The organism is Micromonospora sp. NPDC003241 (assembly GCF_053589795.1).
In genome coordinates this window covers 1-26,013 of the sequence record NZ_JBSFSO010000025.1, presented here as the reverse complement: position 1 = coordinate 26,013, position 26,013 = coordinate 1, and the positions used below count along the sequence as shown (strand labels likewise).

Below are 26,013 nucleotides of genomic sequence, written 5' to 3'. Positions count from 1 at the left end.
CTGACGGTGGACGCTCAGGCGTCGAGCGTCCCGTCCTTGACGCCCTAGACGCAGGGCAGGGGCTGTGAACGTGCCCCCGTGTTGCTGGCAAGAGGAAGGTGCTACCGGAGTACGCTGACGGTATGACCACGGTGAAGAAGCTGTCGATCTCCGTCCCTCAGGATGTGGCAGAGACGTTGGAGCAGCAGGGCCCGGGCAAGGCGAGCGCCTACGTGACCGGGGCCGTGCGCGCCCAGAGGGCGTGGGAGCAGTTCCGTGACGAGCAGGTTCGCCGTGGGGTGGCGCTGACCTCGGAGGGCATGGCCGCCGCCCGCGCGCGCCGGTACGCGGTGCAGGCCGAGTGGCCTGCGGAGCGATTCGCGGCGGTCCGCGAGCGGGTCCGCCAGCACTCGGAGCAGGAGCAGGCTGGCGGGGACAAGTCGGCGTCGGCGGCGTGATCCCCGAGGACGACCTGCCCCCGGTCACGCTCGTGCTGGACCGCTCGGCGCTGCTGGCGTACGTAGCGGGATCGATCCACGCCGTGGAGCCAGTGGGCGAGGTCATCACCGATCGGCAGCGTTTCGGTGTCACCGCCGTCACCGTGGCTGAGGCATTGAAGCTGGTGACCGACTCGAAGAACCGGGGAGACCTTCACACACTGCTAGCGATGGATGCCTGCGCGGTGCTGCCCACGTGGGGCGAGGACTGGTGGGAGCTGTCGTACTGGCTGGGGGTGACCAGTCGGGTCGACCTGGCAACGACGGTGCTGGCGTCGCTGGAGCACGCGGCGCAGATTCTGACCGGGGAGGGTCATCGCTACGGCGAGGGCTTGCCGATCAACCACATGCCGAACCAGTGACCGGGGCACCAGCCCCGAGGCCAGCGTCACAGGCCACATTGATCTCGCGCAGCGCCTCCGGACCGATGTTCGCGCGCACCATCCGGTGCCCACGAAACGGCTGGCGACGGTGGACACTCAGGCGTCGAGCGTCCCGTCCTTGACGCCCTGGACGAAGCCGATCCACTGGTCGGTCGTGAAGGACAGCAGGGGGCCCTGCCGGTCCTTGCTGTCGCGGACCCCGACCACGCCGGGTAGGTTGCCTGCCACCTCTACGCACGCGCCGCCGTTGCTGTCGCTGCGGGTGGACTTGCGCCACACCGCACCAGTGAGGTCCGGAGTCATCATGGTCAACCTTTCTGGCTGCACTGTTTCGGGCCTGGCTTTGGCGATGATCAGTCCCGCCGGGTGACGTACACACCTCGGCCTGGCTGGCCGTACACAAGGCCGCGCGCTTTGAGCTGGATCATCGTGAATCGGATGACCGTCTCGCTGACCTCGTACTGATCGCAGAGCTTTTTGGTGCTGGGCAGCTTGTCCCCTGGCTTCAGCACACCGGACTCGATCTGCCGCGTGATGTCGTCGGCGATCTGTTGATACAGCGGCACAGCCATGCGTCGCCCTCCCTGCGTCAAGAGAACACGCAGGGGGACTCATCAAACGACACGGGGTATTGCAGGTATACCCAGCGTACCTAGTAACGTAGGTTGGTGAGGGGGTCTGATGGTTAGTTTCGAGAGGTACGTGCTGCTCACCGCTCTGACACTGGCGCAGCAGCATCGACCGGTGTGGTCGTGGCGGAAGTGGCGGATGGTCTGCCGCTGCGGTTCAAGCCTGCCGTGTCGAGCCCGGCACCGGGTGCCGATCAACCGGGGGCACTGGGGTGTGCGATGACGGAGCACCTACCGGTTCGGCCGACCTGGGTCTGTCTCCGCTGCGATGCACCCTGGCCGTGCGCTACCGGCCGAACGGAGTTGGTCGACGAGTACGGCGCAGCACGCACCTGCCTGACCCTTTACCTGGGTTCGTAGATGCTGTCAGCCGCCGAGGATCTGAGCTGGGTGCCCACGGAAAGCCTCCGCCGGAGGTTCCTCGGATGGCTGACCTGACCACACCCTGCCCCGGTGATCTGCTCCGCGTGGGACGTGAGGCCAGCGTGCAGTTCCGACAGCCGATCCTGTTCCGCGTGATCCGGGTCCTGAACTGGACCACGTACGACGGGTGGATCTGGTTGGAGGGGTACGAGTTGAATGCCGCAGGTGATGCGGTCGACCGCCGGGCCATCTTCGTCCAACCGGCCGGACTGCGGACCGCACCGGCACCCGTGGCGGTCCGGCGATCGGGGCGGAAGAGGGCACCCAGTCCACGCGCAACACCCACGATCCGCGCGGTCGAGTCAGGCGCGTAGTCCCCGGAGCAGGATCTCGACGTACCGGGCCCGGTCGGCGTCGCCGCTGACCGTGACCGCGTGCTGGAGGCCGCAGAACAGCGCCCGCAGGTCGTCGGCGGTGATCTCCGGGCGGATGGCACCGGCGACGCGGGCGCGGTGCAGAAGTCGGTCCACCGCTGTGGTCAGCGCCCGGCCCAGCTCCCTGGTCTCCGGGCGGGCGGGCTCCGGCTCGGCCAGGACGGCGGCGAGCGCCGGGTCACCGAGCTGGTGATCGAGTGCGACCCGGAGCAACCGGGCCATCTCGGCGGCGACGTCCGGCCCGGCTGCGGCCTGTTCGGCCGCGTCGACGAGTTGGGTGAACCGGTCGGCGGCCAACGCCTCCAGCAGGGCCAGTCGGCTGGGGAAGTGCCGATAGACGGTGCCGACGCCGACCCCGGCCGCCTTGGCGATCGCGTTCATCGGCAACTCCACGTCACCGGCGGCCAGCCGTTCCCGGGCTGCGCGCAGCATCCGGGCACGCACCCGGGCCGAGTCCGCACGCAGGGGCTCGGCGTTCGTCGGCGGGTCGGTGGACACAGCACGAGGATAATCCATCCGCACACGAGCGGATTAGTTATCCGCTCCGTGCTACGGTCGACACCACCGCAGCGGATATTTCATCCGCTGCGATCGACCGGAGGTGCCTCATGCCCGTTTCCTGGACGTTCGACGACATCCCCGACCGGCGCGGCCGTACGGCAGTCGTCACCGGGGCCAGCAGTGGTCTCGGCCTGGTCGCCGCCGGGCAGCTCGCCGCCCGGGGCGCGACGGTCGTCATGGCCGTACGCGACCCCGCCAAGGCCGAGCAGGCCCGCGCCGGCATCGCCGGTGACCTGGTGGTACGCCGACTCGACCTGGCCGACCTCGACTCGGTCCACGAGTTCGCCGCTGAACTGCGTGCCGAGGGCCGCCAGGTCGACCTGCTGCTCAACAACGCCGGGATCGCCAAGCCGGGACACGAGCGGTCCGCCCAGGGGTACGAGAGCGTGTTCGCCACCAACCACCTGGGCCACTTCGCCCTGACCGGCCTGCTGCTCGACCTGTTCCGGCCGGATCGGGACCCGAGGGTGGTCACCGTCGGCTCCGGCTTCTATCGACTGCTGCGCGGCGGACCCGACCTGGACGACCTGACTGGGGAACCGGCCGCCGCCGAGCCCGTGGCGTACATCCGGTCGAAGCAGGCCAACGCCCTGTTCGGCGTCGAGCTCGACCGTCGACTGCGCCGTGCGGGAAGCCCGGTGCGCAGCCTCCTCGCCCACCCCGGCATGGCCCGCACCCCGATGAACCGTCGGTACGACAACGCCGGGGAATGGGCGGTGACCCGGATCGGCGGTCTGCTGCTTGCCCGCAGCTCCGAGAGCGGCACCGTCCCGCTCCTCTACGCCGCCACCGCCCCGACCGCCGAGACCGGCGTCTTCCACGGCCCGCCGCTGTTCCGGTGGGGCAACCGGGTACACAGCCGCCCAGTCGTCGCCCCCGCCGACGACCGGGCCCTGGCCGCGCGGCTCTGGCAGGTCTCCGAGGAGGCGACCGGCGTGCGCTACCTCGACGACGTGTCGGCGTCCGCTGCCTAGCCGATGTCCTCGCCGTAGACGTGGTCCACCGTCATCGTCATGAGCACCCTGCGGTCGGCGACCATCACCGCTCGGTACTCGTCCCAGTCCGGATGCTCCCCGGCAGCAAGCCGGTAGTAGTCCACCAGGGCGTCGACCTCGGGTCCGTACGGGTCGTCGCCCGGCCCGGTCAGGGTCACCGTGCCGTCGGCGGTGGCCCAGGACAGGCCGTCGGCACTGGTCACCTCCAGGGCAGCGCGCGGGTCCCGGCGCAGGTTCACCGTCTTGGCCCGCCCCTCGGTCATCGACACGTACAGGACGCCGGCCGGCCGGTCGTAGTAGGGCATGACCGGGGAGAGCTGGGGACGGCCGTCCGACCTGATCGTGGCCAGCACCCCGAGCCGACTCTCCGCCAGGAGGGTGTGCGGGTCGTAGGCCGCCGCCACGGCGGGGACCGGCGTGCCGGACTGTTCGTCGCGGTCGTGCATCGTCTGCTCCTTCGCAGTGGAATCCGATCCAGGTGGGTATCGTCGACCTGGACGAGCGGATCGACGCGCTCACCCGCTCCCGCCAGGCCCTGCACACCTATCTGGTCGTGACCGAGCAGCGGTAGTGCCGCTCAGGACGACGGGTCGGAGGTCGTCTCCAGGGCGGCGCGGAACACCACCGTGACGCTGAACGTGGTGCCGTCGACCTGGTACGCGTAGCACCCCGGCCCGCCGACCATGGTGGTCGCGGGCAGGTCGTTCTCCGGACGGACCAGCAGGGCGTGGTGCCCGCCGTCGCGCGGCTCCCCGAGGTAGGCGAACTCCGCACCGGCCGGGCCGGTCCCGTCGATCCGGGCCGCCCGCACCAGCACCGGCCCGGCATAGCCGGAGCCGATCCACCGGACCTTCTTCGTGTACGTGCCGTCCTGTTGCCGGTCCATGGCGCGCAACTCCAGTACGCCGTCCCGGAAGTAGTCGGCGACCGGATAGAGCGGCCCGGGGCCGAGCACCCGGCTGGCCTGGTCCGGGTGGGGCCAGGGCTGTGGCTCGGTGACCGGGCAGGCGTCCCCGGTTGCCACGGTGGGCAGCCGCAGCGGCGGAGCGGCGAAATCCGTCGGCGTCGCTGTGGTGGCGACCTGCCCCGACGGGGCGTCCGACGGGCTCGGACTCGGGGTGCCGTCGCAGGCCGTCACAGTCGACAGCAGCGCGGCGACCAGCACCCAGCCCATTCTCACCACCCTCGCATTATCGACCGGACGCGATGGATGCGCAGCCCCGCTCAGCCGAGCCGGGCGATCAGCCGCTCCCCCTCGGGCCAGGGGCCGAACCCGGCCGCACTGTCGAGGTGTCCGACCTCGCCCGCGTCGACCAGTTCCGCGCCCCAGTCCTCGGCGTACTCGGTGAACTGGGCAAAGGTGGTGTACGGGTCGGTCCGGCTGGCGACCAGGACGGTCGGGAACGGCAACCGGGTGCGGGGCACGATCCAGGGCAGGTCCCCCGGCTCGTCCGGCTCGTACCCGTCGATGACCGGCGGGGTGACCAGCAGCGCGCCTGCGATCGGTCCGGTGTGCCCGGCCGCCCACACGACGGTGCTGACGCATCCGGCGCTGTGCGCCACGAGCACGGCCGGCTCGGTCGAGGCGTGCACGGCCTCGTGCAGCGCCGCCACCCGGTCCCGCAGGACCAGCGGCGGGCCGGGCGGCTCGGGTGCCCACCGGTAGTCCGGATGACGGTCGGCGAGCCAGTTCATCCAGTGCTCGGGTCGCGGCGTTCCCCGTCCGGGCACGAGCAGGTGTCGGGTCACCCGGCCGACGGTAATCGCACGCACCCGTCCCGTCAGTCCTGTTTCGACGGACGGCCAGGCGGCTGGAGCCGAGACGAACGGCGAGGGCCGAGACCGCCGGTCAGGCGGCGAGAGCCGAGACGGCCGCGGCCACGTAGAGGCACCCGCCGAGGCAGACCGCCGCACCGGCGATCGCCGGCATCCAGGCCGCCAGACCGGCCACCAGCGCACCCCGGCCGGCTCGCCCGGCGAGCAGCGCCTGCCCCCGGATGGTGAGCACGCCGACGCCGGTCAGCGTCAGCGCCATCCCGACGCCGAACCCGAGCACGATCACCACCGCGCCCAGGGAGCGGCCGGTCAGCAGGCCGCTCACCAGGATCAGGAAGGCCGACGGCGAGGGCAGCAGCCCACCGGAGAGCCCGAGCGCGATCAGCCCACGCCGGGACCACGGGTCGACCGGGACGTCGTGGTGATGGTGGCCGTCGTCGCCGTGGTGGTGGTGATGGTGGTGATGGTGGTGGCCCCGCTTGGCGAGGTGACGTCGGATCAGGTGCGCGCCGACACCGATCACCACGATCCCGGCCACCACCTGGAGCACGGCGGTGATCGTCCTGGTGCCGAGGTCGGCCACGCCGCTCAACCCCGTCCAGACCAGCGCCAGCACCAGGACGGAGAAGGTGTGCATCACCGCGACGATCACGCCGAGCCGGAGCGCGTCCCGGTAGCGGCCGTGCGTACCGACCAGGTACGCGGCGGTGACGCTCTTGCCGTGCCCGGGTGCCACCGCGTGCGCGGCGCCGACACCGACCGCCACGACCAGGGCGACCCAGAACAGGGCCGCGTTGTCGAACAGGGCGATCAGGCGCTCGTCGAGCCCGTTGAGGTCGTTCATGCCGTACTCCGGTTACGTCGTCGGGTCAGGGCAACGAGCAGCGCACCGAGCCCACCGGCGGCGACCACGCCGACGGCCAGCGCGGCGGCCGGGGCGGATCCGCCGCCCGAGCGGGTGAAGTCGACGCGGTGGGTGCCGTCGGCGCCGGTGAACAGTGCCTCGGCCGGTGTCGCCGACTCGGCGCGCAGCACCGTGCGGTACGCCTGGTTGAGGTCGGTGAGCGCGGTCACCGTGATGTCGAGCGCGGTGACCGGAGCCGGACACTCGAAGCGCAGCCGGGCTCCCTGGGCGAGCAGGGCGTCCAGCGGCTGGAGTTCCCCACGGCAGGGTCGGCCCTGCTGGCTGACCGTGATCCGCTCGCGCAGGTAGTCCTGGACGGCGGTGGAGTCGCGGAGCTTCTGCTCGCCGGTTACCTGGGTGGCGACCGGGCCGGTGGAGGGGTCCTCGAACGCGCCGAGCGACTGGCCGAGCGCGACCCAGTCGTCCTCGGCGGGTTGCCAGGACAGGTCGACCCGGGAACCGTCCACGGCGACCTGGGCAGTCGTGGGCGGCCCGAAGGGATGGGCGGCGGCAGGCCCGCCGCCACCGGTGGTGACGGCCAGGGCCGCCGTGCCGGCGAGCAGCGCACCCGCGATGCTGCGGTGATTCATTGTTCTCTCCGGAACGCGCCGGGCCGTGGGGGTCCGACCGCGCGGCCCCCACGGCCCACGGCGGTCATTCGAACAGGGACAGGGTCAACGTCGAGGTGTACGCACCGGCGGCGACATCGGCCGGGGTGCGCAGGAACAGGTCGGCGTCGACCGAGTACGCCCCACCAGCGACCGCTCCGGAGTCGAACGTCGAGACCAGCAGTTCCTGGTCGACCAGACCCACGTTGTTGCCCGGCTGCGTCGGCTCGTCCAGCACCGTCACGACCTCTTCACCCTCACTGACCAGGCCGGTGTCGCCGCCGTCGACCAGACGCGGCTTCCAGCCCAGGTGCCCGGCGCCGATCGGCTCCTGACCAGCCGCACCCGTGAAGTCGGTGGCGCTGCCGAGCACCGCCCACGCGGCACCTGACGGCACCTCGTCGGCGGCGCGGGTGTCGGTGACCGTCACCGTCGGCAGACCGCCGACGAACTGACGGACCAGCAGCGTCGACCCGTCCTCGGTCAACGCCACCGAGTCGCCCGCGATCGACATCGCGAGCACTCCCGGCTCCGTGATCTCCTCGATGTCGACCGTCACCGACACGTCGCCGCCGGTGCCGGGCTCGGCCAGCGCCGGTGACGCGAGCGTCACCGACCCGGCCAGCAGCGCACCGGCGGCGACCGCCGCGAGCAGCCGCTCACGATTCCATGTGCTCATCCGTTACTCCGTCGATCTTCGCTGGGGCGGAACTGATGGCTTCGCCGGACGGTTTCGTCCGGGCGGGAGACGGTGGCGGCGCCGGGGAGGACGCCGCCACCGAGGTGGACTAGTCGCAGCTCGCCGCGTCGAACGGCACCTCGACCCGCATCGTCACCGGGTCGCCGTCGACGGTCCCGGTGACCGTGACCGTGGCGGTACCGGCCGGCACGGACCTGGCCCGGCTGGTGAACGCCTGGCTGGCGGACTTGCCGGGAGCGACGTCGGAGACCTTCCGCGAGCCGTACGGCGTCACCAGCTCGACGTCCAGCGGACCGGCGTCGGTGTTGCGGGCGGTGACCGAGACGTGCGCGGTGGTGCCGACGCAGTGGGCGCGGGCCTGCACGTCGACCTTCCAGCCGGTCACCGTGATGGCCGGGCTGGTGATCTTCTGGTTCTTGCTGGTGAGGAACACCTCGTACGCGCTGCCCGCGTTGGTGCTGGCCGGCACGGTCAGCGGGTAGCTGATCCGGCCCAGCTCGTCGGCGGTCACGGTGGCGATGCGGTCCTCGTCGCGGCCGGTGTCACCGGTGCTGCCGGCCTCGCGCAGGTGGACGGCGACCTTCTCGGCCGGGTCGTAGCCGTACGCGGAGACGGCGACCGTGCCCTTCACGTCGACCGTGGTCTTGTCGACCGTGACCTGCTGACCGGCCGTGTTCTGCGGGGTACGCAGCTCGTTGACGGTCCGCTCGCCCTGGTCGTTCTTGCGGATCAGGAACCCGTCGTGGTGCTGCCCGTTGGCGTAGCGCGACTCGTAGCGCAGCGTGCCCTGCTCGACGTCGATGAGCTGGTAGAGCTGGGTGTTCTGGCTGGTGCTGGTCACCTCGGCACCGTTGCCGGTCCAGTTCTGCCCGTTGTTGAGCTGGTACATCTTGCCGCCGGAGACGGACACCGCATAGACCGTGCCGTCGTGCACGGCGGCCGAGCGACGGTTGGTGGCCACGTTGCCCCGGCCGTACGAGTGGTCGTGGCCCTGGAGCACCAGGTCGACGCCGTACTTCTCGAACAGCGGGCCCCACTGGTTGCGGACCTGGGCGTTGTTGCGGCTGCCGGTGGTCGAGTAGACGGGGTGGTGGAAGGTCACCACCGTCCACTTGTTCGGGTTGTCCTTGAGGACCCCCTCCAGCCAGGCGGTCTGCGCGGCCATCAGGGTGGCGTTGCTCTGGTGGTTGGAGTCCAGGGCGATGAAGCGCACGCCCTGGTAGTCGAGGGAGTAGACGGTCTGCTTGAGTTCCGGGTTGCCCGGCCCGTTGTCCGGGTACGGGAACTGCGGCCGCCAGAACTGCGACAGGCCGCCGCTGTACTCGTGGTTACCCGGGACCGAGATGTTGTTGATCTGGCCGTCGATGAAGCCGCTGGCCTTGTACCACTGGCCCCACTGCTCCTCGCTGTTGGCGTGGTCGATCAGGTCACCGGCGTTGACGATCGCCTTGGCCTTCGGCCGGTCGGCGAACGCCTGCCGGAAGACCCGGGGCACGGCCGAGTCGATGTAGTTCTGGGCGTCGCCGTAGTAGATGAACGAGAACGGCGCGAAGTCAACGGCGGCGGTGGTGAAGTCGATCCACTCGCTCCAGTTGCTGCCGTCGCCGACCCGGTAGGTGTAGCGGGTGTTCGGCGTGAGGCCGGTGAACTCGACGGTGTGGTAGGTCGAGGCGTACCCGAGCGAGGTGTTGACCGCCGTGCTCGACAGCGCGGAGAGGCGGGTCACCGCGCCGGTGGGCGGTACGACGTCACCCAGTGCCCGGGGCGCTTCGAGGATCTCGGCGCGGGCCCACTCCGCCGGTGCCTCGGCCCGCCAGGTGACGCGCTGTGAGGTGGACGGTGTGGTGGTCGGGGTCAGGATGATGCGGTCCGGTACGGGGGAGGGCTTATGGATCTCGGCGGCGGGATGCTTGGCCGGCGGGGCGTCGCCGAAGGCGGCGGGGCTGATCGCCACACCGCCGACGATCAGGGCTGCGGCACCGATCGCCACGATCTTGGTCCGGCGCGCACCGATGCGCCAGGGAGCCTTCTGGTCGGTCAAGACTCTGGTCACCCTTCAATGAGGAGGCGGACGGCGGCACCGGTGGTCGATCACCTGCCGGCACGCGCCGTCGTCATTCGCGCAGTCGTGCCCGACCGGACGGCAACAAGATCCTTTCGAACGAGTGAACAGTCGCCCGTGATCCCGCCCTGACCAGCAACTGTTGGCCTGCCGGCCATCCGCTCGACACCGACGTACCGCCTGCGTTCAGGTCGTCTTCGTACGCTCGGCGGCGTTATGACCGATCAACACACCGCCCCCCACCCCGACCGCACCGGCCGTCGACTGCGGGCCGGCGGTGCCCTGCTCTGCACTGCGGTCCTGCTCGGGGCCCTGGTCGGCAGTTCCGCCCCGGCCGCCGTGGTGGTCAAGGACGAACACTTCATCAGCGCGCAGACGCCGGGCGTCCTCGACATCGAGGGTGGCGAGTGCTTCGACGACCCGGTGCACCTGCCGGAGGCCGGCGGGGCGGTCGTCCGTTACCGGCCGTGCGCGCTGACGGCAGACAACCAGACGTACGGGTTCGTGCACGCCGACGACGACGCGGACTGGGCGCCGGCCGCGTTGGGCGAGTTCGCCTGGGGTGCCTGCCGGGACCTGTTCACCCGCACCTGGCCCGACGGGCAGGCCCGGGACCTGCGCTTCTATCCGGTCCTGCCGACCGAGGAGACCTGGGCGGCCGGTGATCGGGACGTGATGTGCGTGGCCTACCGGCCCGGCGGCCGGTTGTCCGGCTCGATGCTGCCCAGGTGGTGAGCGGAGACCGAGTCGAGCACCGCGTCCAGCGGGCGTGGCATCCGGTCCAGGTCGAGCGCCTGCACCATGAGCCGGGCGTACGCCTCCTTGCGGCCGGACCGGGTGCCGACGAACCGGTGCAACTGGGCGGTCAACTCCCGTCCCTGCTGCGCCGGCTGTCGCTGGAACAGCCGGAAGGACCGCAGGTCCCCGACGGCGTCCAGGAACTCCTGCACCCCGTCGGTGCCGACGGCCCGGATCAACTCGTCCTCCAGATCCCGTACGCAGACGTGGAACCCGAGTTCGGCGATCTGGGCGGTGGAGGCGGCGGTGGCGATGCCGGCCCGGTCGAGTCCGCGCTGGACGAAGCCCTCCTCGGCCACGTCGTAGAGGCCGGCCAGCCGTAGGCCGCGCCCCTGCGGGCCGAGCATGACCAGGTGCTGCCCGATGTTGGTGATGCCACCCATCGGCAGCACCCGTACGCCCTCGGCGGCCAGGTCCCGGCCGCGCCGCAGGGCGAGCGCCTGCACCGCCGCCTGGTCGCTGGCCCCCTCGACCAGGAGCACGGCGCGGGCGTCACCCAGGGCGTCGATCGGGATCCGCACCCCTTCACCTCCCGGCCGTCCGCACCATCATGCCGACCTGCGCCGGAGCGGCCCAGCGAGTTACCGCCCGGACCGCCCGGTCAGGAGGCGAGTTGCCCGGTGGCCGGAGACGGCTCGGCGAGCCGGGTCGCCAGGTCGTCCAGCGAGAGCCCGAGCACCCGGGCCAGGGCGGCGACGGTGAAGTACGCGGGCGAGGCGATCGCCCCGCGTTCGATCTTGCGCAGCGTGTCCAGCGAGATACCGGCCTGGAGGGCCACGGCGGCGGCACTCCGACCGCCGCGCGCCTGTTGGAGCAGTCGCCCCAGCACCAGCCCACGCGCCCGCTCGTCCTCGGTCATCGGGGTACGCACCATGGGCCTATAGTAATCCTGGTATTAAAATACCAGGGCCGGGGAGCACACCGCCCCCGCCAGCACGAACGACGAAGAGGTAGAGATGGTCGAGTTGAAGACGCCGGGCGAGATCGCCGTGATGCGCGAGGCAGGGCGGGTGGTGGCGACGGCGCTCGCCGCGACCCAGACGGCGGCCACGGTCGGCACGTCCCTGCGGGAGTTGGACGAGATCGCCGCCACGGTGATCAGCGAGGCCGGCGCGAAGCCCTCGTTCCTGCACTACCACCCCCGGTCGGCACCCAGCCCCTTCCCGGCGGTCATCTGCACCTCGGTCAACGACGCGGTGGTGCACGGCATCCCCACGTCGTACCGGCTCGCCGAGGGGGACGTGCTGAGCGTCGACTGCGGCGCGTACATCGACGGGCTGCACGGCGACTCGGCGGTGACCTTCATCGTCGGCGCCGCCGACCCGGACGACCAGACGCTGGTGGACGAGACCCGACGCGCCCTGCACGCCGGCATCGCCGCCGCCACGCCCGGTGCCCGGATGGGCGACATCGCCCACGCCATCGGCACCGTCGGCCGGGCGCGGGGATTCGGTCTGATGGAGAACCACGGCGGCCATGGGATCGGCCGCGCCATGCACGAGGACCCGTTCGTGCCCAACGAGGGCAAGCCCGGCCGGGGCCTGCGGCTCAGGCCGGGGCTGGTCCTCGCGCTCGAACCGATGTTCATCGCCGGTGGGAACGACAGGTACCGGGTGGACCGGGACGGCTGGACGCTCCGGTCCGCCGACGGCAGCCGGGCCGCGCACTGGGAGCACACCATCGCGATCACCGAGGACGGGCCGGTGATCCTCACCGCCCGCTGAGACCGGCACCCACAGGCACGTCAGGCGCTCGCCGCCTCCCCGGCGGCGAGGAATCTGGCCCGGTCGGCCTCGGTGTCGATGTCACCGCCGTCGGCCACGTCGGCGACCGGTACGACCCGGATCTGCTCGGCACGTTCGCGCAGATAGGGACGGGCACCCACGTCACCGACGGCCGACGCGGCGACACCCGCCCAGTGCGCCCGGCCGAGCAGGACCGGGTGACCGCGCCCGGTCTGGTACCCCGCCATCGCGAGCACCTGCGGGGCGGCGAGACCGACGAGCCGGCGTACCGCCTCGGGGGTGATGCCCGGCATGTCGACCAGGAGCACCAGCGCGGCCACCGCCGGGGTCGGCGCCAGCGCGGCGAGACCGGCACGCAGGGACGACCCCATCCCGCCGGCCCACTCCGGGTTGACGACCACCGTCGCTCCGGCCAGATCGGCGCGGACGGCGACCAGCTCCGCGTCGGCACCGAGCACCACGGTCACCGGATCACAGCCACCGGCCGCCAGGGTGGCCACCGCACGTTCCACGAGCAGCCGGCCGTGCACCTCCACCAGCGCCTTGGGTCGCCCGTAGCGGCGGCCCGCGCCGGCCGCGAGCACCAGCCCGGCGACCGGCGAGCCGGACCTGGCACGTGTCGAATCCACCCCTGGACGTTAACACCGGGCAGCCGAGAACTCAGCGCCACCATTGCGGGGTGGACCGATTTTGAATAGTGCCGGCGACAGCCGCCGCAGCTCGATCGACCACGCGAACCTCAAAGTTTCCTCAAACACGCTGGCCGACACCGATGCACATTAACCAACGCCTTTAGTTTTGCCTCATCCGATCGACGGATTCACGCCACCGAACGCCTGCCAGCAGGCGAAACGTGGCCGCAGAGGACAGTGAAATCGAGGTGGGAGCCGCCCGGAAAACGATCGGATCGACGCACCGCGCAGCCGAATTCATACAGATGTAGGAGGTCTGATGCACCGTCGCCTTTTGGTGTCGACAACTGTCGCAACAATGTGTGCCGTAACCCTGTTCGCGCCGTCCTCGTCGGCGGAGAACGTGAACGCGAACTGCGGCAATCTGCCCGGCAACCGATCCGCCTCCGGGTGGACCGACTACGCACAGCTCGGCAAGCAGCTCGCTCAGATCGAGGCGACCAGCCACGGCCGGGTCGCCGTGGACGTCATCGGCCAGTCCCACCGGGGCCGGGACATCTACACCGCCCGCGTCGGCACCGGTGACCGCGTACTGCTGATCACGAGCGAGATCCACGGCAACGAGAAGACCGGCACCGAGGCACTGCTGCAGATGCTCAAGACCCTCGGGTCCAGCGGGAGCCCGCAGGCCAAGTTGATCCGGGACAACCTGACCATCGTCGCCGTTCCGAAGTTCAACCCCGACGGTGCGGAGCTGAACCGTCGGCAGAACGACTTCCCGTGGAACGAGGTGGTCGAGAAGTTCCCGCAGTTGGCCGGCACCAACGCTCCGTACTACTACAGCAACGGTGCCCGGGGCTTCGACGTCAACCGGGACTTCAGCGCGGACCTGACCGCCGAGCCCTCGCCCGCGACGCGGCCGTCCAACGAGACGCTGCCCGGCATGTACCTGACCAACGAGTCCCGGGCACTGCGTGACCTCTACGTCAACCTGCGCGACGAGTTCGGCAAGGTCCACGCCTACGTGGACCTGCACCACATGGGCCCGTGCAACGAGAACATCGGGACCGACCAGTACGTCACGGTGGCGCTGGACTTCCCGCCGCTCGGCTCGGAGGCCGCCGGCAACCCGAGGTACGCCGACTGGCCGCTGCTCGACCAGGACGCCTCCCGCCGGCACACGCTGGCCGCCGCGCTCGGCATGATGCAGCACGCGGGCAACGGCTCCGGCACCGGCTCGCCGTTCTTCGGTGGGGTCAGCCAGTACGTCCACTACCAGGTCGCGGACGGCTACAGCTTCGACCGTGACTATGCCGGGCAGGCCCGGTCGGCGTTCGCCCTCAACGGCAGCGCGAGCGTCCTGTTCGAGGTACGCGGCCAGTCCCACGCCTGGGGTCAGAAGCAGAAGGGTCAGCTCACCAAGGCCGTCGAGGCCGGCATCGTCGGCATCGCCGAGCGGATGGCGGACCGGTCGGTCGACAACCTGAACGGCGACGACTTCTACGAGCTGCCGAAGTACTGGTAGGCAGCACCACAGGTGACCGGGCGCATCCGGTCACCGAGCGGGCCCCCTTCCCGGGCGGGAAGGGGGCCCGTCGTCATCGTGACGGTGGCCGGATCAGCCGATCGCGTACGCCCGGATGATCGTCACGTCGGTGTAGCCGCCGACGGTGTCGGTGACCCGCGCCCGCAGCGAGACCGCGCCGGACGTCGGGTTGCCCACCTGGGCGGTCCACACGCCGTCGATCTTCTTGACCGACACTGAGCGCCAGGTCTTGCCGCCGTCGAAGGACGCCTTGGCGGTGACCGTCTTCACCTTCGGGTTCTTGCCCAGCTTGGCGTCCGGGCCGGCCTTGGGGCGGCTCAGCTTCAACTGCACGTTCGTGCTGCCGCCGGCCTTGGCCCGGTTGTGCAGGTCGAGCCCGTTGGGCAGCATGGTCAGCGCGTAGACGGGCGCGGTCACCGAGCTGTTCGGCTTCGCCTTGAACCGGTACGTAACGCTGGTCTTCGGCGACAGCATCCCGGCCGGGAAGGTGATCTCCGGGTAGTACCGGCTCGCGTCGTTGGTGAGCGTGTACCAACCACTCTTCTTGACCTTGTACTCAAGGCTGGTGAAGTACGGCTCCCAGCCCCTGTCCTTCTTGGTCTTTACCGTCTTGCCACCGAACTTCAGGGTCGCGGTCGCCTTGTCGCCGCCCTCGACGCTGCGGCGGGGGAAGCCGGGGTCTGCGAACATGTCGTTCAGCGAGTACGACAGCCAGCCGTTGGTGAGCTGCGGCAGCCAGGTCGACGGTCCCCAGGCGGACCGGAAGAACCGCAGGGTGTACGACTTGCCCGCGCTGACCGTACGGGGGGCGAAGTAGTGCCCGACGACCGGTGCCGATCCGTCCTTGGCTTCGGTGTAGGCGTGTACCCCGACGTCCCACTTGCCGGCCGAGAGGCGGACCTTCGTCCGGTACGGCTGATCGGTGCTGACCAGGCCGGCGTACATGTCGCTGCCGCAGGAACGGTCGATCGGCTGCACCCCCAGGCTGCTGTAGTTCGCCGCCGACGGGCCGCGTCGGGTCTCCACGTTTACCGTGGCGAGCGAGGACTGCTTGAAGGTCCGCGTCGGGGTGCTCGGGACACTGGTCGTGGTGTACATGACCGCGTAGTGGGGGGACGCACCGGTGTGGTCGACCCAGGACCGCATCGCGGCGAAGGCCAGCCGTTTCGAGGAGTTCGGGACGACGTACAGCCCGCCGCCGGGGTCCCACCCGTCGACCGAGTAGGTCGCGGACGCGGAGCGGGTGCAGATCTGCCCGTTGGTCAGGATCTCCCGCCCGGCCGTGTCGATCGCCGGACTGAGGCCGAGCGAGACCCGCTTGCCCTTGCGGGCGTCCACCGTGGTCTTACTGGCGCCGGAGACCTTGACCGTGCGGGCGCCGAGGGTCGAGGTGTCCCCGGTGCTGATCGCGGCGAGCACCGCGTAGGTGCCCTTCGGCAGTTTCTTGGCCTTGTTGGACTTGACCGAACGGCGCTCGTTGGTGGCGAGGTTGACCACGGTCGTGGTGACGGTGACCTTCTTGCCGTTGCGGTCCAGCGTGGTGACGGTCAGCGTGTTGGTCGCCGCGACCGCAGGCGCGCCGGCACCGAGCAGCAGCGCCGGCACCAGTGCCGACGCGACGGCGGCCCGGGCCAGGACGCGGGCACGCGAGGACGATCCGGGGCCGGAGGCGGCCCCGATGCGAGATGAGAACAATCCAGGAACTCCCGTGAGTGGAAGCCGATCCCGCAGTACGACAACGGCGGGAAAGCTGATGCTAGATGACATCCGCCGCCCGCACCGTCCCGTCCACAGTCGCGTCAGGGTAGGCCGATCAGGTCGGCCATCCGGCGCATCTGGTGGTCGAAGTACTCGTCCCGCGCGGTGATCAGGCCGTCGAGCTGGCCGAAGAGTTCGAAGCTGACGGCACCGAAGCAGTGGATCCAGCCGACGGAGCCCCGGGCCAGCAGGGTCTCGGGTAGTCCGGCGAAGAGGTGATCCCGCACGACGGCGAGATCGGCGTGCACCGGACCGGGCAGCTCGTCCGCCCCGGGATCGGCCAGTACGCCGGTGGTGAAGCCGTCGAGCAGGATCCGGATCAGGGTGGTCGGGGTCCGGGACGCCGCCACGGTGGTCTCCTGCGGCGCGGCGTACCCGGGCACCGGACTACCGAACAGCAGGGCGTACTCGGCCGGGTGGGCCAGCGCCCAGCGGCGTACCGCGTGAGACACGGCGAGCCACCGGCCGCGCAGGTCGGTGCGGGCGGTGACCTCGGCGTCGGCCGCCTCGGCCGCGTCACCGAGAGCCTGGTAGCCGTCCAGGATCAGCGCGGTGAGCAGCTCGTCCCGGCTCGGGAAGTAGCGGTAGATCGCCGAGGAGACCATCCCCATGTCCCGGGCGACGGCACGCAGCGACAGGTTCGCCCCCTCCGCGGCGAGGTGGCGGCGGGCGATCGTCTTGATCTCGTTGATCATCTCGGCTCGGGCCCTGGCCCGGATGGCGGCGGCAGGCATACCGGAGATTGTCGCACACATTCGAGAGCACTGCTCTTGACGAAGGGTGCCCTCATGCCTGAGCATTGGTCTCAACAGAGAGCACTGCTCTCAACCGAGGGGAGACTTCGATGGCCGTTCACCTGATCGTCGGCGCCGGCATGGTCGGCTCGACCACCGCGCGACTGCTCGCCACGCGTGGTGAGCAGGTCCGGATCGTCAGCCGCTCCGGGCGGGGCCCGATCCACGCCCGCATCGAGCGGATCGCCGCCGACGCCACCGACGCCGACCGGCTCAGCGAGCTGGCGCAGGGCGCGACCGCCGTCTACAACTGCCTCAATCCCGCCTACCACCGCTGGCTCACCGACTGGCCGCCGATGGCCACCGCACTGCTCACCGCCGCCGAGCGGTCCGGCGCGCCACTCGTGATCGCCGGCTGCCTCTACGGGTACGGCGAGGTCAGCGGGCCGATGACCGAGCAGACCCCGCTCGCCGCCACGCACCCCAAGCTGCGGATGCGCGCCGACATGTGGCGCGACGCCCTCGCCGCCCAGCGTTCCGGTCGCCTCCGCGCGGTCACCGAGGTACGCGCCAGCGACTACCTCCAGGCGCAGTCGATCCTGACCTTCTTCCTCGGTCAGCCGCTGCTCGCCGGACGCCGTGCCATCGTCCCCGCCCCACTCGACGTGCCGCACACCTGGACCTCGATCAACGACGTGGCGGCCATGCTGGTCACCGCCGCCACCGACGAGCGGGCCTGGAACCGTCCCTGGCACGTGCCGAGTGCGGCGCCGAAGACGATCCGGCAGCTCGCCACCCGTTTCACCGAGCTGGCCGGCGTGCCCGCGCCGAAGCTCACCAGCGCTCCCGCACCGGTCTTCCGGGCCGCCGGCCTGTTCGTTCCCATGCTCCGCGAGTTCCAGACCACGGCATACCAGTTCGCGCGGCCGTTCGTGATGGACTCCTCGGCCGCCACCACCGCGTTCGGCCTGCGTCCCCAGCCGATCGACGAGGCGCTGCGCGAGGCGATCGCGTTGCTGCGCGACGCACCGAGCAAGAGTGCCGCTGCCCCCCTCGCCGCTGCCTGACGACGACACCACACCGGAGGTTCAGGAGACCGGCATGGTCTGTCGGGTCTCCGCGTCGCGGTCGACCCGGCTACGCGCCCGCACGCTCTCGGTCTTGAATCGCAGGGCGGGACGTTCCACCAGGTGCCAGGAGGGTACGGCGAACGCCAGGGTGCCCAGCAGGCTCAGCACGGTGTAGCCGAACATCCCGAACTCGGCGCCGCCGACCAGGGCGATGACCTGCTGCACCGGGAAGCCGTAGATGTAGAGGCCGTAGGTGTAGTCGTGCCGTCGGCTGATCCTGGACAGTTGCTTCGGCAGCGCCACCGCGGCGTAGAGCACCACGTAGGCGAAGGCCGGCAGGCCGACGGCGAAGAAGCCGCCCTTGAGCAGCGAGCCGGTCAGCACGACACCGGCCACTGCGGCCCACACGCCGTTGACCGGGATGCGGTGTGCATAGAGACGTGCGGCCGTACCGAGCAGGAAGAGGAAGCCGAGCATCAGCGTCCAGTCGGCGGCGAAGGCACCGATCAGCGGGAACGGGCCGATCGCGCCGTGCTGCGGCGGACGTGCGGTGATGGTCGGTCCGTTCAGGAAGTCCCACAGGACCAGCGCGTAGCAGACGACCGTCAACAGCAGGACGGCACGCGGCGACCGACGCAGCACCGCGGTCATCATCAGCAGGGCCACCACGCCGTAGAACGCCAGGTCGTACCGGAGGGTCCAGAGCGAGCCGTCGAACGCGCTCGGACCTCCGCCGAGCCGCCCGTACGGGGTGTCGGCGAGCAGGCCGGAGATCGGGAACTGCTCCATCGACGCGAGGACGTTCGTGGTGACGTAGTCGAACGGGCCCTCCGGATGTCCCCAGAAGCCGTCGAGGCTGCCGTTCTCGTAGATCGCCACCAGCGGCGCGATGACGAAGGCCGTGACCAGCAGGCAGACCCACAGGCCGGGAAACACCCGCAGCACGCGGGCGCGGATGTACTGCGGCAGGGACGAGCGCAGCGCGCTGTCGGTGATGAGGAACCCGGAGATCAGGAAGAAGCCGTAGAGGGACATCGTGCCGATGTCGCTCTGCCCCGCGAAGAGGCCCGTACCGAGGTTTCCCACCCCGAACCCGATCGGCCCGGAGTGGGCGATGATCACGCCGCACGCCATCGCCAGACGCAGCGCGCCGAACGCGTTGTGCCGGGCCGAGTATCTGTCCTGCAGCGTCGGCGAGCGCCCTTCGTTGAACCACGCCTGCACGTGACGACTCCTTTGCGGATCAGATCCGGACGGAGGTCGAGTCGTCGTGCCGACCGCCGCGTGTGACACATGCAGTATCAGCATCTTCACGGCTTTCATCCCGGTTTTGGTGATTTGTCCACTCTGCACGGCCTGGCCGGGCGGGCAGCAGACCCCAGAACGGCCGCCAGCGGCGGCCGTGGCCGACTCGCACCACGACCGCCGCTGGGCAGATGTCCGAGCAGACCGTCGACCACCGTCCACAGTGCACCGACCCGGGCCGATGAACCGGCGCAGGCGCGGGTCACCTCTGGGCGGAGCCCGAACGCGGCGTGGCGACCTCTGCGACACGTACCCGGATGCTGTCCGGAATCGGCCGGCTCGTGTCGTCTCCTCGGGTCCACGAGGAGACGGCGAGATCGGAGGGTCGTCCTGTTGCACCCGGTCGGGTGCCGACCAGGTTCAGGACCGCCCGCGACGTTCGACTTCTCGTACGTGGGCCAGCATCACACCGCCGATACGGACAAGTTGGTCGAAATACCCCAAGTAACCCGGAAGGCTGAATCCGCTGTACCGCCTCACGACAGGTGCCGCGCGGTGTGTCGGAGCAGGAAGTCGTCAAGTCGGGGCGCGAGACGGCGCGCGTACGTGGCGGTCAGATGGTGCGCGTCCCGATAGACGAGCACCCCGTCGATCACCGCAGGACAGCGCTCGCCCGGACAGATCGCGTCGTTGAGGTCGGCCAGATGCACCTGCGCCACGGTGGCCGCCGCCCGCTCCTGCGGTACGCCCCAGACGAGCGCGGGCTGGCGCGGCTGGGCGCAGGCGCTGAGTCGTTCCCGGTTGGCGGAGACGCACTCGGCGATGTCCACCCGGAACGCCGGAGTGGCTCGGATGACCACCAGCGGCACCCCCGCCCCGGTCAACTCGGACCAGGTCCGGGCGAGCGCCTCCGCCTGCGCGTCGGCCGTCGACGGCCCGGGCGCCGGAGTAGCGCCATTCACCAGCGGGATCTGGGTCACGCTGGAGGCGATCAGCAGCCGGGGTCGTCGCTCGCCGGTGAGCGCCCTCCGCAGTTCGCGGTTCCATTCCGTACAGCTCTCGTCGACCCGTCCGCCGACGACCGTCGGGGCGGTCATGAACGAACAGGCGGTCTTGATGTAGGTGACCAGCCGCCAGCCACGTTCCGTCGCGACCTGCTGCAACGCCGGCACCCAGTGCGCCGCGTGCGAGTCGCCGGCCAGCGCGACCTCCACCGGCGAGTCACGGTCGCCGTAGACGCAGGTGCGCAGACTCGACTCCTGCGCCTGCGTGATGCAGTCGTCGCGGTAGACGTCGGACAGGTCGTCGCGGGCGTCGAGCGGGTCGGGCGTGATCCGGGCGAAGCGGTCCACCAGCGCCGGATCGCCGCCGGGCGACGCCGGACCGGCACCGGCGAGCTGCGTGGGGCCCGGTGCGGCCGGTGGCCGCACCGCGAGGCTCAGGCCGACACCGGCCAGGACGGTCAGGCTGGTGGCGACCAGTCCCATCCGCAGGGTGCGGGCCGGGGAGAACTGCGCGTACCGGAAAGGGTTCTCCACCAGGTAGTGGGTCAGCACCGCCGGGACCGCAGAGCAGAGGATCATCGCCAGGCCGGCGCCGGGCCCCAACGGGCCCCAGCGCGCCTCGGCGACGACCAGCAACGGCCAGTGCCAGAGATACCAGGAGTACGAGACGACCCCGACCGCCCGCATCGACCGCCTCTCCAGCAGCAGCGCGGGCCCGTACCGCCCGGCCCCGGGACCGGCCGCGATGATCGCCACCGCGCCGAGGGTGGGCAGCAGCGCGAGGTGTCCCGGATAGGCCGCATCCGGCCCGATCAGCATCGCGCCGACGGCGATCATGGCCATGCCGGCCCAGCCGAGCGTGACCGCGGCCGGTCGGGGCAGCCGGGAGAGGTGGCCGCTCAGGATCGCCAGCGCACCGCCCAACGCCAGTTCCCACATCCGGGTGGTGGTGACGAGGTACGCCCGCGCGGGCTCGGTCTGGCTCAGGTGCACCGACCAGGCCAGCGACGGTACGCCGACCAGGGCGATCGCGACGAGCACCGGCGCGGACGTCCGGTCGACGAAGAACCGTCGGCGGTGCCGACCACGGACGTCCACCGGCGATCGCGCCTCGACCGACTGCGCCCGGCGGCGACCGAGCGCCACGGCGGTCAGCAGGAGCAGCGGCCAGACCAGATAGAACTGCTCCTCGACGGCGAGCGACCAGAAGTGCTGGAGGATGCTCGGCGCCTCCTCCGACCGCAGGTAGTCGGTCGACTGCTCGACCAGCCGCCAGTTCATCGCATAGACCGCGCTGGCCAGGGCATCCCGGGCGGTCTCGGACCACCGGATCGGCGGCAGGAAGAGGTACGTGAGCAGCATGCTCGCCACGACGACGACGCTGGCGGCGGGCAACAGTCGCTTGGCGCGCCGGACGTAGAACGCGGTGATGGAGATCCGGCCGGTCCGGCGCATCTCGTCGACGAGCAGACCGGTGATCAGGAAGCCGGAGATCACGAAGAAGACGTCGACGGCGACGAAGAATCCCGGCAGCGCTGCCACGCCGGCATGCCCGACCAGCACCAGCACGAGCGCGAGACCGCGCAGCCCTTCGACGTCATCGCGGAACCGGCCCGTCAGGATCGTCCCGGCTCGTTCCCCTGTCCGTGTCATCTCCACCCCTCTCGGGGCGGAGCATAGAGGCAACAATGAGGCTTTTGACCGTTTTCAGCCACCCCCAACCCCACGCTCCCCCACCGGTGGTGTCGCGTGGTGTCATGTGGTGTCAATTAGGCTTGGCTTGACACCACTCTGGCGCTATGGTGGTGTCATGAACCTGGAGCGATACGTCACGGAGCTGCGCGCACAGCTCGCGGCCACGGCGGAGGCCGGCGATCCCGAGACACGAGCCGTTGCCGAACGGCTCAGTCTCACGCTCGACGCCGCGACCCGGTTGATGGTGCTCGAAGTGCTCAGCGACGCGGCGAGCGAGATCACCAGGGAGATCGCACCGGGCTCGGTCGACGTGGTGTTCCGGGGTCGCGATCCGCACCTGGTCGTCACTCCTCCGACCGGCTCGGCGGAGGAGCACACCCCCGTCCCGGAGGATCCGCCCGCTCCCACACCGGAGCCGCTCGACGACACCGTCACGTCCCGCACCACGCTCCGACTGCCCGACCGGCTGAAGGCCCGCGTCGAGCAGGCCGCGGCCGAGGAAGGGCTCTCGGTCAACTCCTGGCTCGTCCGGGCGATCGGCACCGCGCTCGAACCGAAGACCCGCCGTGCCGCGAAACGCGACACGCGAGGCGGCTCACGCTTCACCGGTTGGGCCCGCTAAGCCCCGCCGCACCCACTCTTCCTGTCGTCCCGCCGCCGGCGGGACCGATCCGGCGCGCCCTGTGGAGGTAGCACCATGCCCACCTACGACACCACCGGTCCGATCGACCTGGACGCCACACTCGGCGTCGGTCTGGTCGAACTGATCGCCTCGGACCGCGACGACGTCACCGTCGAGGTCGTACCCAGCCGGCCCGGCCGGTCCGGCGACGTCTCGCTGGCCCGGGACGCCACGGTCTCGTTCGACGGTGGCCGGCTCCGGATCACCGTGCCGCGCCGGCTCAACCTCTTCGGCCAGAGCGACTCGGTGGACGTCCGGTGCGAGTTGCCCACCGGATCACGGGTGGCGATCGAGAACGCCTACGGATCGGTGAACCTGCGCGGCAGGTTCGGCGACTCCCGCGTCGTCGCGAAGTACGGCAACGTCAACGCCGACACCGTCGACGACCTCGTGCTCGAATCCCCGCACGGCACCATCGACGTCGCCCAGGTCACCGGCCGGCTCGACGGCACGGTCGGCCACGGACTGGTGAACGTCCGGCGAGTCGGGGGCGAGGTCCGGCTGCGCGGCTCGCACGGCCCGATCGAGCTCGGCACCACCGGCGGATCGGTCACCGTGGCCACCTCCGGTGCGCTGACCATCGGCCGTGCCCTCGGCGACGTGACCGCGCGCAGTGCCCACGGCCCGGTCCGGATCCGCGAGGTGAGCGGCGGAAGCATCCGGATCGAGAACGGACACGCGGACGTGGAGGTCGGCGTACCGGCCGGGCTGGCCGCCTGGATCGACGCCTTCTCCGCGCACGGCCGCGTACGCAACGAACTCACCCCTGACGCCGACGCCGCGAACACCGGACGCCACGTGGAGTTGCGCCTGCGTGCCGACTACGCCGACGTCGTCATCCGCCGCGCCACCGACTTACCGGAACGGGAGGCCACCGCATGAGCAGCGCCATCACCGCCGTCGGGCTCCGTAAGACCTACGGCGACCGGACCGTCCTGGACGGCATCGACCTCACCGTCGAGGCCGGCACCGTGTTCGCCCTGCTGGGTCCGAACGGCGCCGGCAAGACCACCACCGTGCACATCCTCTCGACCCTCGTCGCCCCGGACGCCGGGACGGTCACCGTCGCCGGACATGACCTGGCACGCGACCCCGACGGCGTACGCGCGGCGATCGGGCTGACCGGCCAGTTCGCCGCCGTGGACGGGCTGCTGACCGGGGAGGAGAACCTCCGGCTGATGGCGAGACTGCGGCACCTGGGCGCTCGCGCCGGCCGCCGTCGCGTGGACGAGTTGCTGGCCCGGTTCGATCTCGTCGAGGCCGCCCGGAAGCCTCTGCACACCTACTCCGGAGGCATGAAGCGACGGCTGGACCTGGCGATGACCCTGGTCGGCAGCCCAAAGGTGATCTTCCTCGACGAGCCGACGACCGGGCTCGACCCGCGCAGCCGACAGACCATGTGGGAGATCGTCCGGGAACTGCTCGCCGACGGGGTGACCATCCTGCTCACCACCCAGTACCTCGAAGAGGCCGACCGGGTCGCCGATCGGGTCGCCGTCCTGCACGGCGGCCGGATGGTCGGCGAGGGCTCCCCGGCCGAGCTCAAGTCCCGCGTCGGCACCGAGGTCCTCGTGGTGCACGGCCCGGACGGCAAGGTCGTCCACGAGATCCCCACCGACGGCACTGCCGACGGTCTCCGCCGGGCTCTGGCCGACATCGACGACGTCCACTCCGCGAACGTCAGCGTGCGCGCCCCCAGCCTCGACGACGTGTTCTTCGCACTCACCACGACTCCGGCCACCTCGACCAGGGAGCACCGATGAGCACCAGGACCACCGTCGCCGACGCGGTGACCATGCTTCACCGCAACCTGCTGCACATGATCCGCTATCCCGGGCTCACCGGGTTCGTCATCGGCATCCCGGTCGTCCTGCTGCTGTTGTTCGTCTACGTCCTCGGCAACACCCTCGGCGCCGGCCTCCCGGCCGGCGGGACCGGCGGCGCGACCCGGACCTACCTCGCCTACGTCGTACCCGGCATCCTGCTCATCGGGGTCGCCGGCATCGCCTCCGGGGCCTCCATCGGCATCGCCCAGGACATGACCGAAGGCATCGTCGCCCGGTTCCGGTCCATGGCGATCTCGCGCGCCGCCGTACTCACCGGACACGTGCTCGGCAACACCGTGCAGGGCGTCCTCTGCCTCGCCGTGGTCCTCGGCGTCGCCGTGCTGATGGGTCTGCGTCCGGCCGCCGGTCCCCTGGACTGGCTCGTCCTCACCGCGTTCCTCGGCCTGGTCTGTTTCGCGGTCTCCTGGGTGGCCGTCGCCATGGGGATGAGCGCGAGCACGGTGGAGACCGCGAGCAACACTCCGATGGTCTTCACCCTGCTGCCCTTCCTCGGCAGCGGCTTCGTCCCCACCGACTCGATGCCGGCCGGAGTGCGGTGGTTCGCCGACTGGCAGCCGTTCACGGCCTTCATCGAGACCACTCGTGCGCTGCTCGCCGGGGCGGACCCGGGTCGGCACGTCTGGCTGGCCCTCGCCTGGTGCGCCGTCATGATCGTCGTCGGCTACGCCTGGGCCCGCACCCTCTACGTGCGCAAGTCCGTCCGCTGACCCGACCGGGTCACCCGGGGAATCGGAACGCATGCCGTCCGGGCATGCGTTCCGGTCGTGGTGGACGGAGCCGAGGCGGCAGGCTCACCGGCGTTCGGTGACGACCTCCTTGGAGCCCGGCACCACGTTGCGGGTGGCACGCAGGCTGGTGATCGTCACGACCGTCAGCACACCGATGATGACCAGCAACGACGCCAGAGTCGGGATCTCCGGGACACCTTCCCAGACACCATGCGCCCAGTGCAGGCCGAGCTTCACGCCGATGAACGCCAGGATGATCGCCAGGCCGTAGCTGAGGTGGACCAGCCGGCTCAGCGCGGCGTGCAGCACGAAGTAGAGCGCCCGCAGGCCCAGCAGCGCGAAGGCGTTGGTGGCGAAGACGAGATACGGGTCCTCGGTGATGCCGTACACCGCCGGCACCGAGTCCACCGCGAAGACCGCATCGGCGGCGAACACCGCCACCACCACCAGCGCCAACGGCGTCAACGCCCGACGGCCGTTCACCCGGACGATCATCTTGGTGCCGTGGTACTCCTGCACCACCGGCATGAACCGGCGCAGCAGCCGCACCGAACGCATGTTGCCGATGTCCACCGACTGCTCGTGCCCGGTGAACGCGTCACGCAGCAACTTCGCGGCGGTGAACAACAGGATCAACG

General features: G+C 70.6%; 30 protein-coding genes. 12 read left to right on the top strand and 18 right to left on the bottom strand.

The window, feature by feature from the left end:
- The first annotated feature begins 122 nt into the window (after positions 1-122).
- Both ACWDVW_RS19955 and ACWDVW_RS19950 read left to right on the top strand, forming a co-directional pair.
- Complete coding sequence (locus ACWDVW_RS19955; RefSeq protein WP_449950961.1) at positions 123-437, top strand: hypothetical protein; 315 nt, start codon at positions 123-125, stop codon at positions 435-437.
- On the top strand, positions 437-838 hold the full coding sequence (locus tag ACWDVW_RS19950) for a hypothetical protein (protein WP_449951065.1): 402 nt from the start codon (positions 437-439) through the stop codon (positions 836-838). Before ACWDVW_RS19955 ends, ACWDVW_RS19950 begins: the two co-directional genes overlap by 1 nt.
- Positions 839-955: 117 nt before the next feature.
- Here the strand turns inward: ACWDVW_RS19950 and ACWDVW_RS19945 are convergent, their stop codons facing one another.
- Entirely contained in the window at positions 956-1,162 is a 207-nt protein-coding gene (locus tag ACWDVW_RS19945; RefSeq protein ID WP_449950959.1) for a DUF397 domain-containing protein, read from the bottom strand.
- A gap of 50 nt (positions 1,163-1,212) precedes the next feature.
- Positions 1,213-1,431, bottom strand: coding sequence for a winged helix-turn-helix domain-containing protein (locus ACWDVW_RS19940; protein WP_350699101.1), 219 nt, complete (start codon positions 1,429-1,431; stop codon positions 1,213-1,215).
- 482 nt (positions 1,432-1,913) lie between these two features.
- Here ACWDVW_RS19940 and ACWDVW_RS19935 point away from each other — a divergent pair, with 482 nt between their 5' ends.
- Complete coding sequence (locus ACWDVW_RS19935; RefSeq protein WP_449950955.1) at positions 1,914-2,225, top strand: hypothetical protein; 312 nt, start codon at positions 1,914-1,916, stop codon at positions 2,223-2,225.
- Here ACWDVW_RS19935 and ACWDVW_RS19930 read toward each other — a convergent pair.
- Positions 2,214-2,783 carry a TetR/AcrR family transcriptional regulator gene (locus ACWDVW_RS19930; protein ID WP_449950952.1) on the bottom strand — a complete coding sequence of 190 codons (570 nt, stop codon included), beginning with the start codon at positions 2,781-2,783 and terminating at the stop codon, positions 2,214-2,216. The two genes, ACWDVW_RS19935 and ACWDVW_RS19930, sit on opposite strands and share 12 nt — an antisense overlap.
- Positions 2,784-2,893: 110 nt before the next feature.
- Here ACWDVW_RS19930 and ACWDVW_RS19925 point away from each other — a divergent pair, with 110 nt between their 5' ends.
- Entirely contained in the window at positions 2,894-3,820 is a 927-nt protein-coding gene (locus ACWDVW_RS19925; RefSeq protein WP_449950949.1) for an SDR family NAD(P)-dependent oxidoreductase, read from the top strand.
- On the opposite strand, the gene ACWDVW_RS19920 is transcribed toward ACWDVW_RS19925, so the two are convergent.
- The 7 genes from ACWDVW_RS19920 to ACWDVW_RS19890 all read right to left on the bottom strand — a co-directional run bounded on the left by ACWDVW_RS19920 (position 3,817) and on the right by ACWDVW_RS19890 (position 9,882).
- On the bottom strand, positions 3,817-4,287 hold the full coding sequence (locus tag ACWDVW_RS19920; protein WP_449950946.1) for a PPOX class F420-dependent oxidoreductase: 471 nt from the start codon (positions 4,285-4,287) through the stop codon (positions 3,817-3,819). The genes ACWDVW_RS19925 and ACWDVW_RS19920 overlap by 4 nt on opposite strands.
- 131 nt (positions 4,288-4,418) lie before the next feature.
- The gene (locus ACWDVW_RS19915; RefSeq protein ID WP_449950943.1) at positions 4,419-5,015 is read right to left on the bottom strand and encodes a hypothetical protein; all 597 of its coding nucleotides are present in this window, start codon (positions 5,013-5,015) and stop codon (positions 4,419-4,421) included.
- 50 nt (positions 5,016-5,065) lie between these two features.
- A complete protein-coding gene (locus ACWDVW_RS19910) occupies positions 5,066-5,590 on the bottom strand; it encodes an RBBP9/YdeN family alpha/beta hydrolase (RefSeq protein ID WP_449950940.1) in 525 nt (174 codons plus the stop codon).
- A gap of 100 nt (positions 5,591-5,690) precedes the next feature.
- Entirely contained in the window at positions 5,691-6,461 is a 771-nt protein-coding gene (locus tag ACWDVW_RS19905; RefSeq protein WP_449950938.1) for an urease accessory protein UreH domain-containing protein, read from the bottom strand.
- Positions 6,458-7,111, bottom strand: a complete 654-nt coding sequence (locus ACWDVW_RS19900; RefSeq protein WP_449950935.1) for a hypothetical protein — start codon at positions 7,109-7,111, stop codon at positions 6,458-6,460. The genes ACWDVW_RS19905 and ACWDVW_RS19900 overlap by 4 nt, the downstream gene beginning before the upstream one ends.
- Positions 7,112-7,175: 64 nt before the next feature.
- Positions 7,176-7,808: a hypothetical protein gene (locus ACWDVW_RS19895; RefSeq protein ID WP_449950932.1), complete on the bottom strand. Its 633-nt coding sequence runs from the start codon at positions 7,806-7,808 to the stop codon at positions 7,176-7,178.
- 109 nt (positions 7,809-7,917) lie between these two features.
- The gene (locus tag ACWDVW_RS19890) at positions 7,918-9,882 is read right to left on the bottom strand and encodes a fibronectin type III domain-containing protein (protein WP_449950929.1); all 1,965 of its coding nucleotides are present in this window, start codon (positions 9,880-9,882) and stop codon (positions 7,918-7,920) included.
- A 225-nt stretch (positions 9,883-10,107) separates the two neighbouring features.
- Between ACWDVW_RS19890 and ACWDVW_RS19885 the strand changes: the two genes are divergently transcribed.
- Positions 10,108-10,626 carry a hypothetical protein gene (locus tag ACWDVW_RS19885; protein ID WP_449950927.1) on the top strand — a complete coding sequence of 173 codons (519 nt, stop codon included), beginning with the start codon at positions 10,108-10,110 and terminating at the stop codon, positions 10,624-10,626.
- On the opposite strand, the gene ACWDVW_RS19880 is transcribed toward ACWDVW_RS19885, so the two are convergent.
- Positions 10,578-11,210: a TOPRIM nucleotidyl transferase/hydrolase domain-containing protein gene (locus ACWDVW_RS19880; RefSeq protein ID WP_449950924.1), complete on the bottom strand. Its 633-nt coding sequence runs from the start codon at positions 11,208-11,210 to the stop codon at positions 10,578-10,580. The two genes, ACWDVW_RS19885 and ACWDVW_RS19880, sit on opposite strands and share 49 nt — an antisense overlap.
- Positions 11,211-11,290: 80 nt before the next feature.
- Complete coding sequence (locus tag ACWDVW_RS19875; RefSeq protein ID WP_449950922.1) at positions 11,291-11,563, bottom strand: helix-turn-helix domain-containing protein; 273 nt, start codon at positions 11,561-11,563, stop codon at positions 11,291-11,293.
- A gap of 82 nt (positions 11,564-11,645) precedes the next feature.
- Between ACWDVW_RS19875 and map the strand changes: the two genes are divergently transcribed.
- Positions 11,646-12,413 (top strand): type I methionyl aminopeptidase, encoded by a 768-nt coding sequence (gene map, locus ACWDVW_RS19870; protein ID WP_449950919.1) that lies wholly within the window; start codon positions 11,646-11,648, stop codon positions 12,411-12,413.
- Positions 12,414-12,433: 20 nt separating this feature from the next.
- On the opposite strand, the gene ACWDVW_RS19865 is transcribed toward map, so the two are convergent.
- Positions 12,434-13,063, bottom strand: a complete 630-nt coding sequence (locus ACWDVW_RS19865; RefSeq protein WP_449950917.1) for a nucleotidyltransferase family protein — start codon at positions 13,061-13,063, stop codon at positions 12,434-12,436.
- 361 nt (positions 13,064-13,424) lie between these two features.
- Here ACWDVW_RS19865 and ACWDVW_RS19860 point away from each other — a divergent pair, with 361 nt between their 5' ends.
- On the top strand, positions 13,425-14,591 hold the full coding sequence (locus ACWDVW_RS19860; protein WP_449950914.1) for a M14 family zinc carboxypeptidase: 1,167 nt from the start codon (positions 13,425-13,427) through the stop codon (positions 14,589-14,591).
- Between the two features lie 93 nt (positions 14,592-14,684).
- On the opposite strand, the gene ACWDVW_RS19855 is transcribed toward ACWDVW_RS19860, so the two are convergent.
- Together ACWDVW_RS19855 and ACWDVW_RS19850 are read right to left on the bottom strand one after the other, a co-directional pair.
- Positions 14,685-16,307, bottom strand: a complete 1,623-nt coding sequence (locus ACWDVW_RS19855) for a hypothetical protein (RefSeq protein ID WP_449950911.1) — start codon at positions 16,305-16,307, stop codon at positions 14,685-14,687.
- 104 nt (positions 16,308-16,411) lie between these two features.
- Positions 16,412-17,104 carry a TetR/AcrR family transcriptional regulator gene (locus ACWDVW_RS19850; RefSeq protein WP_449950908.1) on the bottom strand — a complete coding sequence of 231 codons (693 nt, stop codon included), beginning with the start codon at positions 17,102-17,104 and terminating at the stop codon, positions 16,412-16,414.
- A gap of 110 nt (positions 17,105-17,214) precedes the next feature.
- Here ACWDVW_RS19850 and ACWDVW_RS19845 point away from each other — a divergent pair, with 110 nt between their 5' ends.
- Positions 17,215-18,171: an NAD-dependent epimerase/dehydratase family protein gene (locus tag ACWDVW_RS19845; RefSeq protein ID WP_449950905.1), complete on the top strand. Its 957-nt coding sequence runs from the start codon at positions 17,215-17,217 to the stop codon at positions 18,169-18,171.
- A gap of 21 nt (positions 18,172-18,192) precedes the next feature.
- Here ACWDVW_RS19845 and ACWDVW_RS19840 read toward each other — a convergent pair whose 3' ends face one another.
- Complete coding sequence (locus ACWDVW_RS19840; RefSeq protein WP_449950903.1) at positions 18,193-19,398, bottom strand: acyltransferase family protein; 1,206 nt, start codon at positions 19,396-19,398, stop codon at positions 18,193-18,195.
- A 557-nt stretch (positions 19,399-19,955) separates the two neighbouring features.
- Positions 19,956-22,076, bottom strand: coding sequence for an acyltransferase family protein (locus ACWDVW_RS19835; protein ID WP_449950900.1), 2,121 nt, complete (start codon positions 22,074-22,076; stop codon positions 19,956-19,958).
- A 157-nt stretch (positions 22,077-22,233) separates the two neighbouring features.
- Here ACWDVW_RS19835 and ACWDVW_RS19830 point away from each other — a divergent pair, with 157 nt between their 5' ends.
- The 4 genes from ACWDVW_RS19830 to ACWDVW_RS19815 all read left to right on the top strand — a co-directional run bounded on the left by ACWDVW_RS19830 (position 22,234) and on the right by ACWDVW_RS19815 (position 25,354).
- Entirely contained in the window at positions 22,234-22,740 is a 507-nt protein-coding gene (locus ACWDVW_RS19830; RefSeq protein ID WP_449950897.1) for a toxin-antitoxin system HicB family antitoxin, read from the top strand.
- Positions 22,741-22,815: 75 nt separating this feature from the next.
- Complete coding sequence (locus tag ACWDVW_RS19825; protein ID WP_449950894.1) at positions 22,816-23,682, top strand: DUF4097 family beta strand repeat-containing protein; 867 nt, start codon at positions 22,816-22,818, stop codon at positions 23,680-23,682.
- A complete protein-coding gene (locus ACWDVW_RS19820) occupies positions 23,679-24,563 on the top strand; it encodes an ABC transporter ATP-binding protein (RefSeq protein ID WP_449950892.1) in 885 nt (294 codons plus the stop codon). Before ACWDVW_RS19825 ends, ACWDVW_RS19820 begins: the two co-directional genes overlap by 4 nt.
- Complete coding sequence (locus ACWDVW_RS19815; protein ID WP_449950890.1) at positions 24,560-25,354, top strand: ABC transporter permease; 795 nt, start codon at positions 24,560-24,562, stop codon at positions 25,352-25,354. Before ACWDVW_RS19820 ends, ACWDVW_RS19815 begins: the two co-directional genes overlap by 4 nt.
- A gap of 84 nt (positions 25,355-25,438) precedes the next feature.
- On the opposite strand, the gene ACWDVW_RS19810 is transcribed toward ACWDVW_RS19815, so the two are convergent.
- Positions 25,439-26,013 (bottom strand): TerC family protein (locus ACWDVW_RS19810; protein ID WP_449950887.1); only part of this gene is annotated, 575 nt, incomplete at its 5' end.

Excerpts from the sequence above, each read along its gene's own strand:
- ACWDVW_RS19955 (WP_449950961.1), top strand. The coding sequence starts at position 123 with ATGACCACGGTGAAGAAGCTGTCGATCTCCGTCCCTCAGGATGTGGCA.
- ACWDVW_RS19945 (WP_449950959.1), bottom strand. The coding sequence starts at position 1,162 with ATGACTCCGGACCTCACTGGTGCGGTGTGGCGCAAGTCCACCCGCAGC.
- ACWDVW_RS19940 (WP_350699101.1), bottom strand. The coding sequence starts at position 1,431 with ATGGCTGTGCCGCTGTATCAACAGATCGCCGACGACATCACGCGGCAG.
- ACWDVW_RS19935 (WP_449950955.1), top strand. The coding sequence starts at position 1,914 with ATGGCTGACCTGACCACACCCTGCCCCGGTGATCTGCTCCGCGTGGGA.
- ACWDVW_RS19925 (WP_449950949.1), top strand. The coding sequence starts at position 2,894 with ATGCCCGTTTCCTGGACGTTCGACGACATCCCCGACCGGCGCGGCCGT.
- ACWDVW_RS19920 (WP_449950946.1), bottom strand. The coding sequence starts at position 4,287 with ATGCACGACCGCGACGAACAGTCCGGCACGCCGGTCCCCGCCGTGGCG.
- ACWDVW_RS19915 (WP_449950943.1), bottom strand. The coding sequence starts at position 5,015 with ATGGGCTGGGTGCTGGTCGCCGCGCTGCTGTCGACTGTGACGGCCTGC.
- ACWDVW_RS19905 (WP_449950938.1), bottom strand. The coding sequence starts at position 6,461 with ATGAACGACCTCAACGGGCTCGACGAGCGCCTGATCGCCCTGTTCGAC.
- ACWDVW_RS19900 (WP_449950935.1), bottom strand. The coding sequence starts at position 7,111 with ATGAATCACCGCAGCATCGCGGGTGCGCTGCTCGCCGGCACGGCGGCC.
- ACWDVW_RS19895 (WP_449950932.1), bottom strand. The coding sequence starts at position 7,808 with ATGAGCACATGGAATCGTGAGCGGCTGCTCGCGGCGGTCGCCGCCGGT.
- ACWDVW_RS19885 (WP_449950927.1), top strand. The coding sequence starts at position 10,108 with ATGACCGATCAACACACCGCCCCCCACCCCGACCGCACCGGCCGTCGA.
- ACWDVW_RS19875 (WP_449950922.1), bottom strand. The coding sequence starts at position 11,563 with ATGGTGCGTACCCCGATGACCGAGGACGAGCGGGCGCGTGGGCTGGTG.
- map (WP_449950919.1), top strand. The coding sequence starts at position 11,646 with ATGGTCGAGTTGAAGACGCCGGGCGAGATCGCCGTGATGCGCGAGGCA.
- ACWDVW_RS19860 (WP_449950914.1), top strand. The coding sequence starts at position 13,425 with ATGTGTGCCGTAACCCTGTTCGCGCCGTCCTCGTCGGCGGAGAACGTG.
- ACWDVW_RS19850 (WP_449950908.1), bottom strand. The coding sequence starts at position 17,104 with ATGCCTGCCGCCGCCATCCGGGCCAGGGCCCGAGCCGAGATGATCAAC.
- ACWDVW_RS19845 (WP_449950905.1), top strand. The coding sequence starts at position 17,215 with ATGGCCGTTCACCTGATCGTCGGCGCCGGCATGGTCGGCTCGACCACC.
- ACWDVW_RS19835 (WP_449950900.1), bottom strand. The coding sequence starts at position 22,076 with ATGACACGGACAGGGGAACGAGCCGGGACGATCCTGACGGGCCGGTTC.
- ACWDVW_RS19830 (WP_449950897.1), top strand. The coding sequence starts at position 22,234 with ATGAACCTGGAGCGATACGTCACGGAGCTGCGCGCACAGCTCGCGGCC.
- ACWDVW_RS19825 (WP_449950894.1), top strand. The coding sequence starts at position 22,816 with ATGCCCACCTACGACACCACCGGTCCGATCGACCTGGACGCCACACTC.
- ACWDVW_RS19820 (WP_449950892.1), top strand. The coding sequence starts at position 23,679 with ATGAGCAGCGCCATCACCGCCGTCGGGCTCCGTAAGACCTACGGCGAC.
- ACWDVW_RS19815 (WP_449950890.1), top strand. The coding sequence starts at position 24,560 with ATGAGCACCAGGACCACCGTCGCCGACGCGGTGACCATGCTTCACCGC.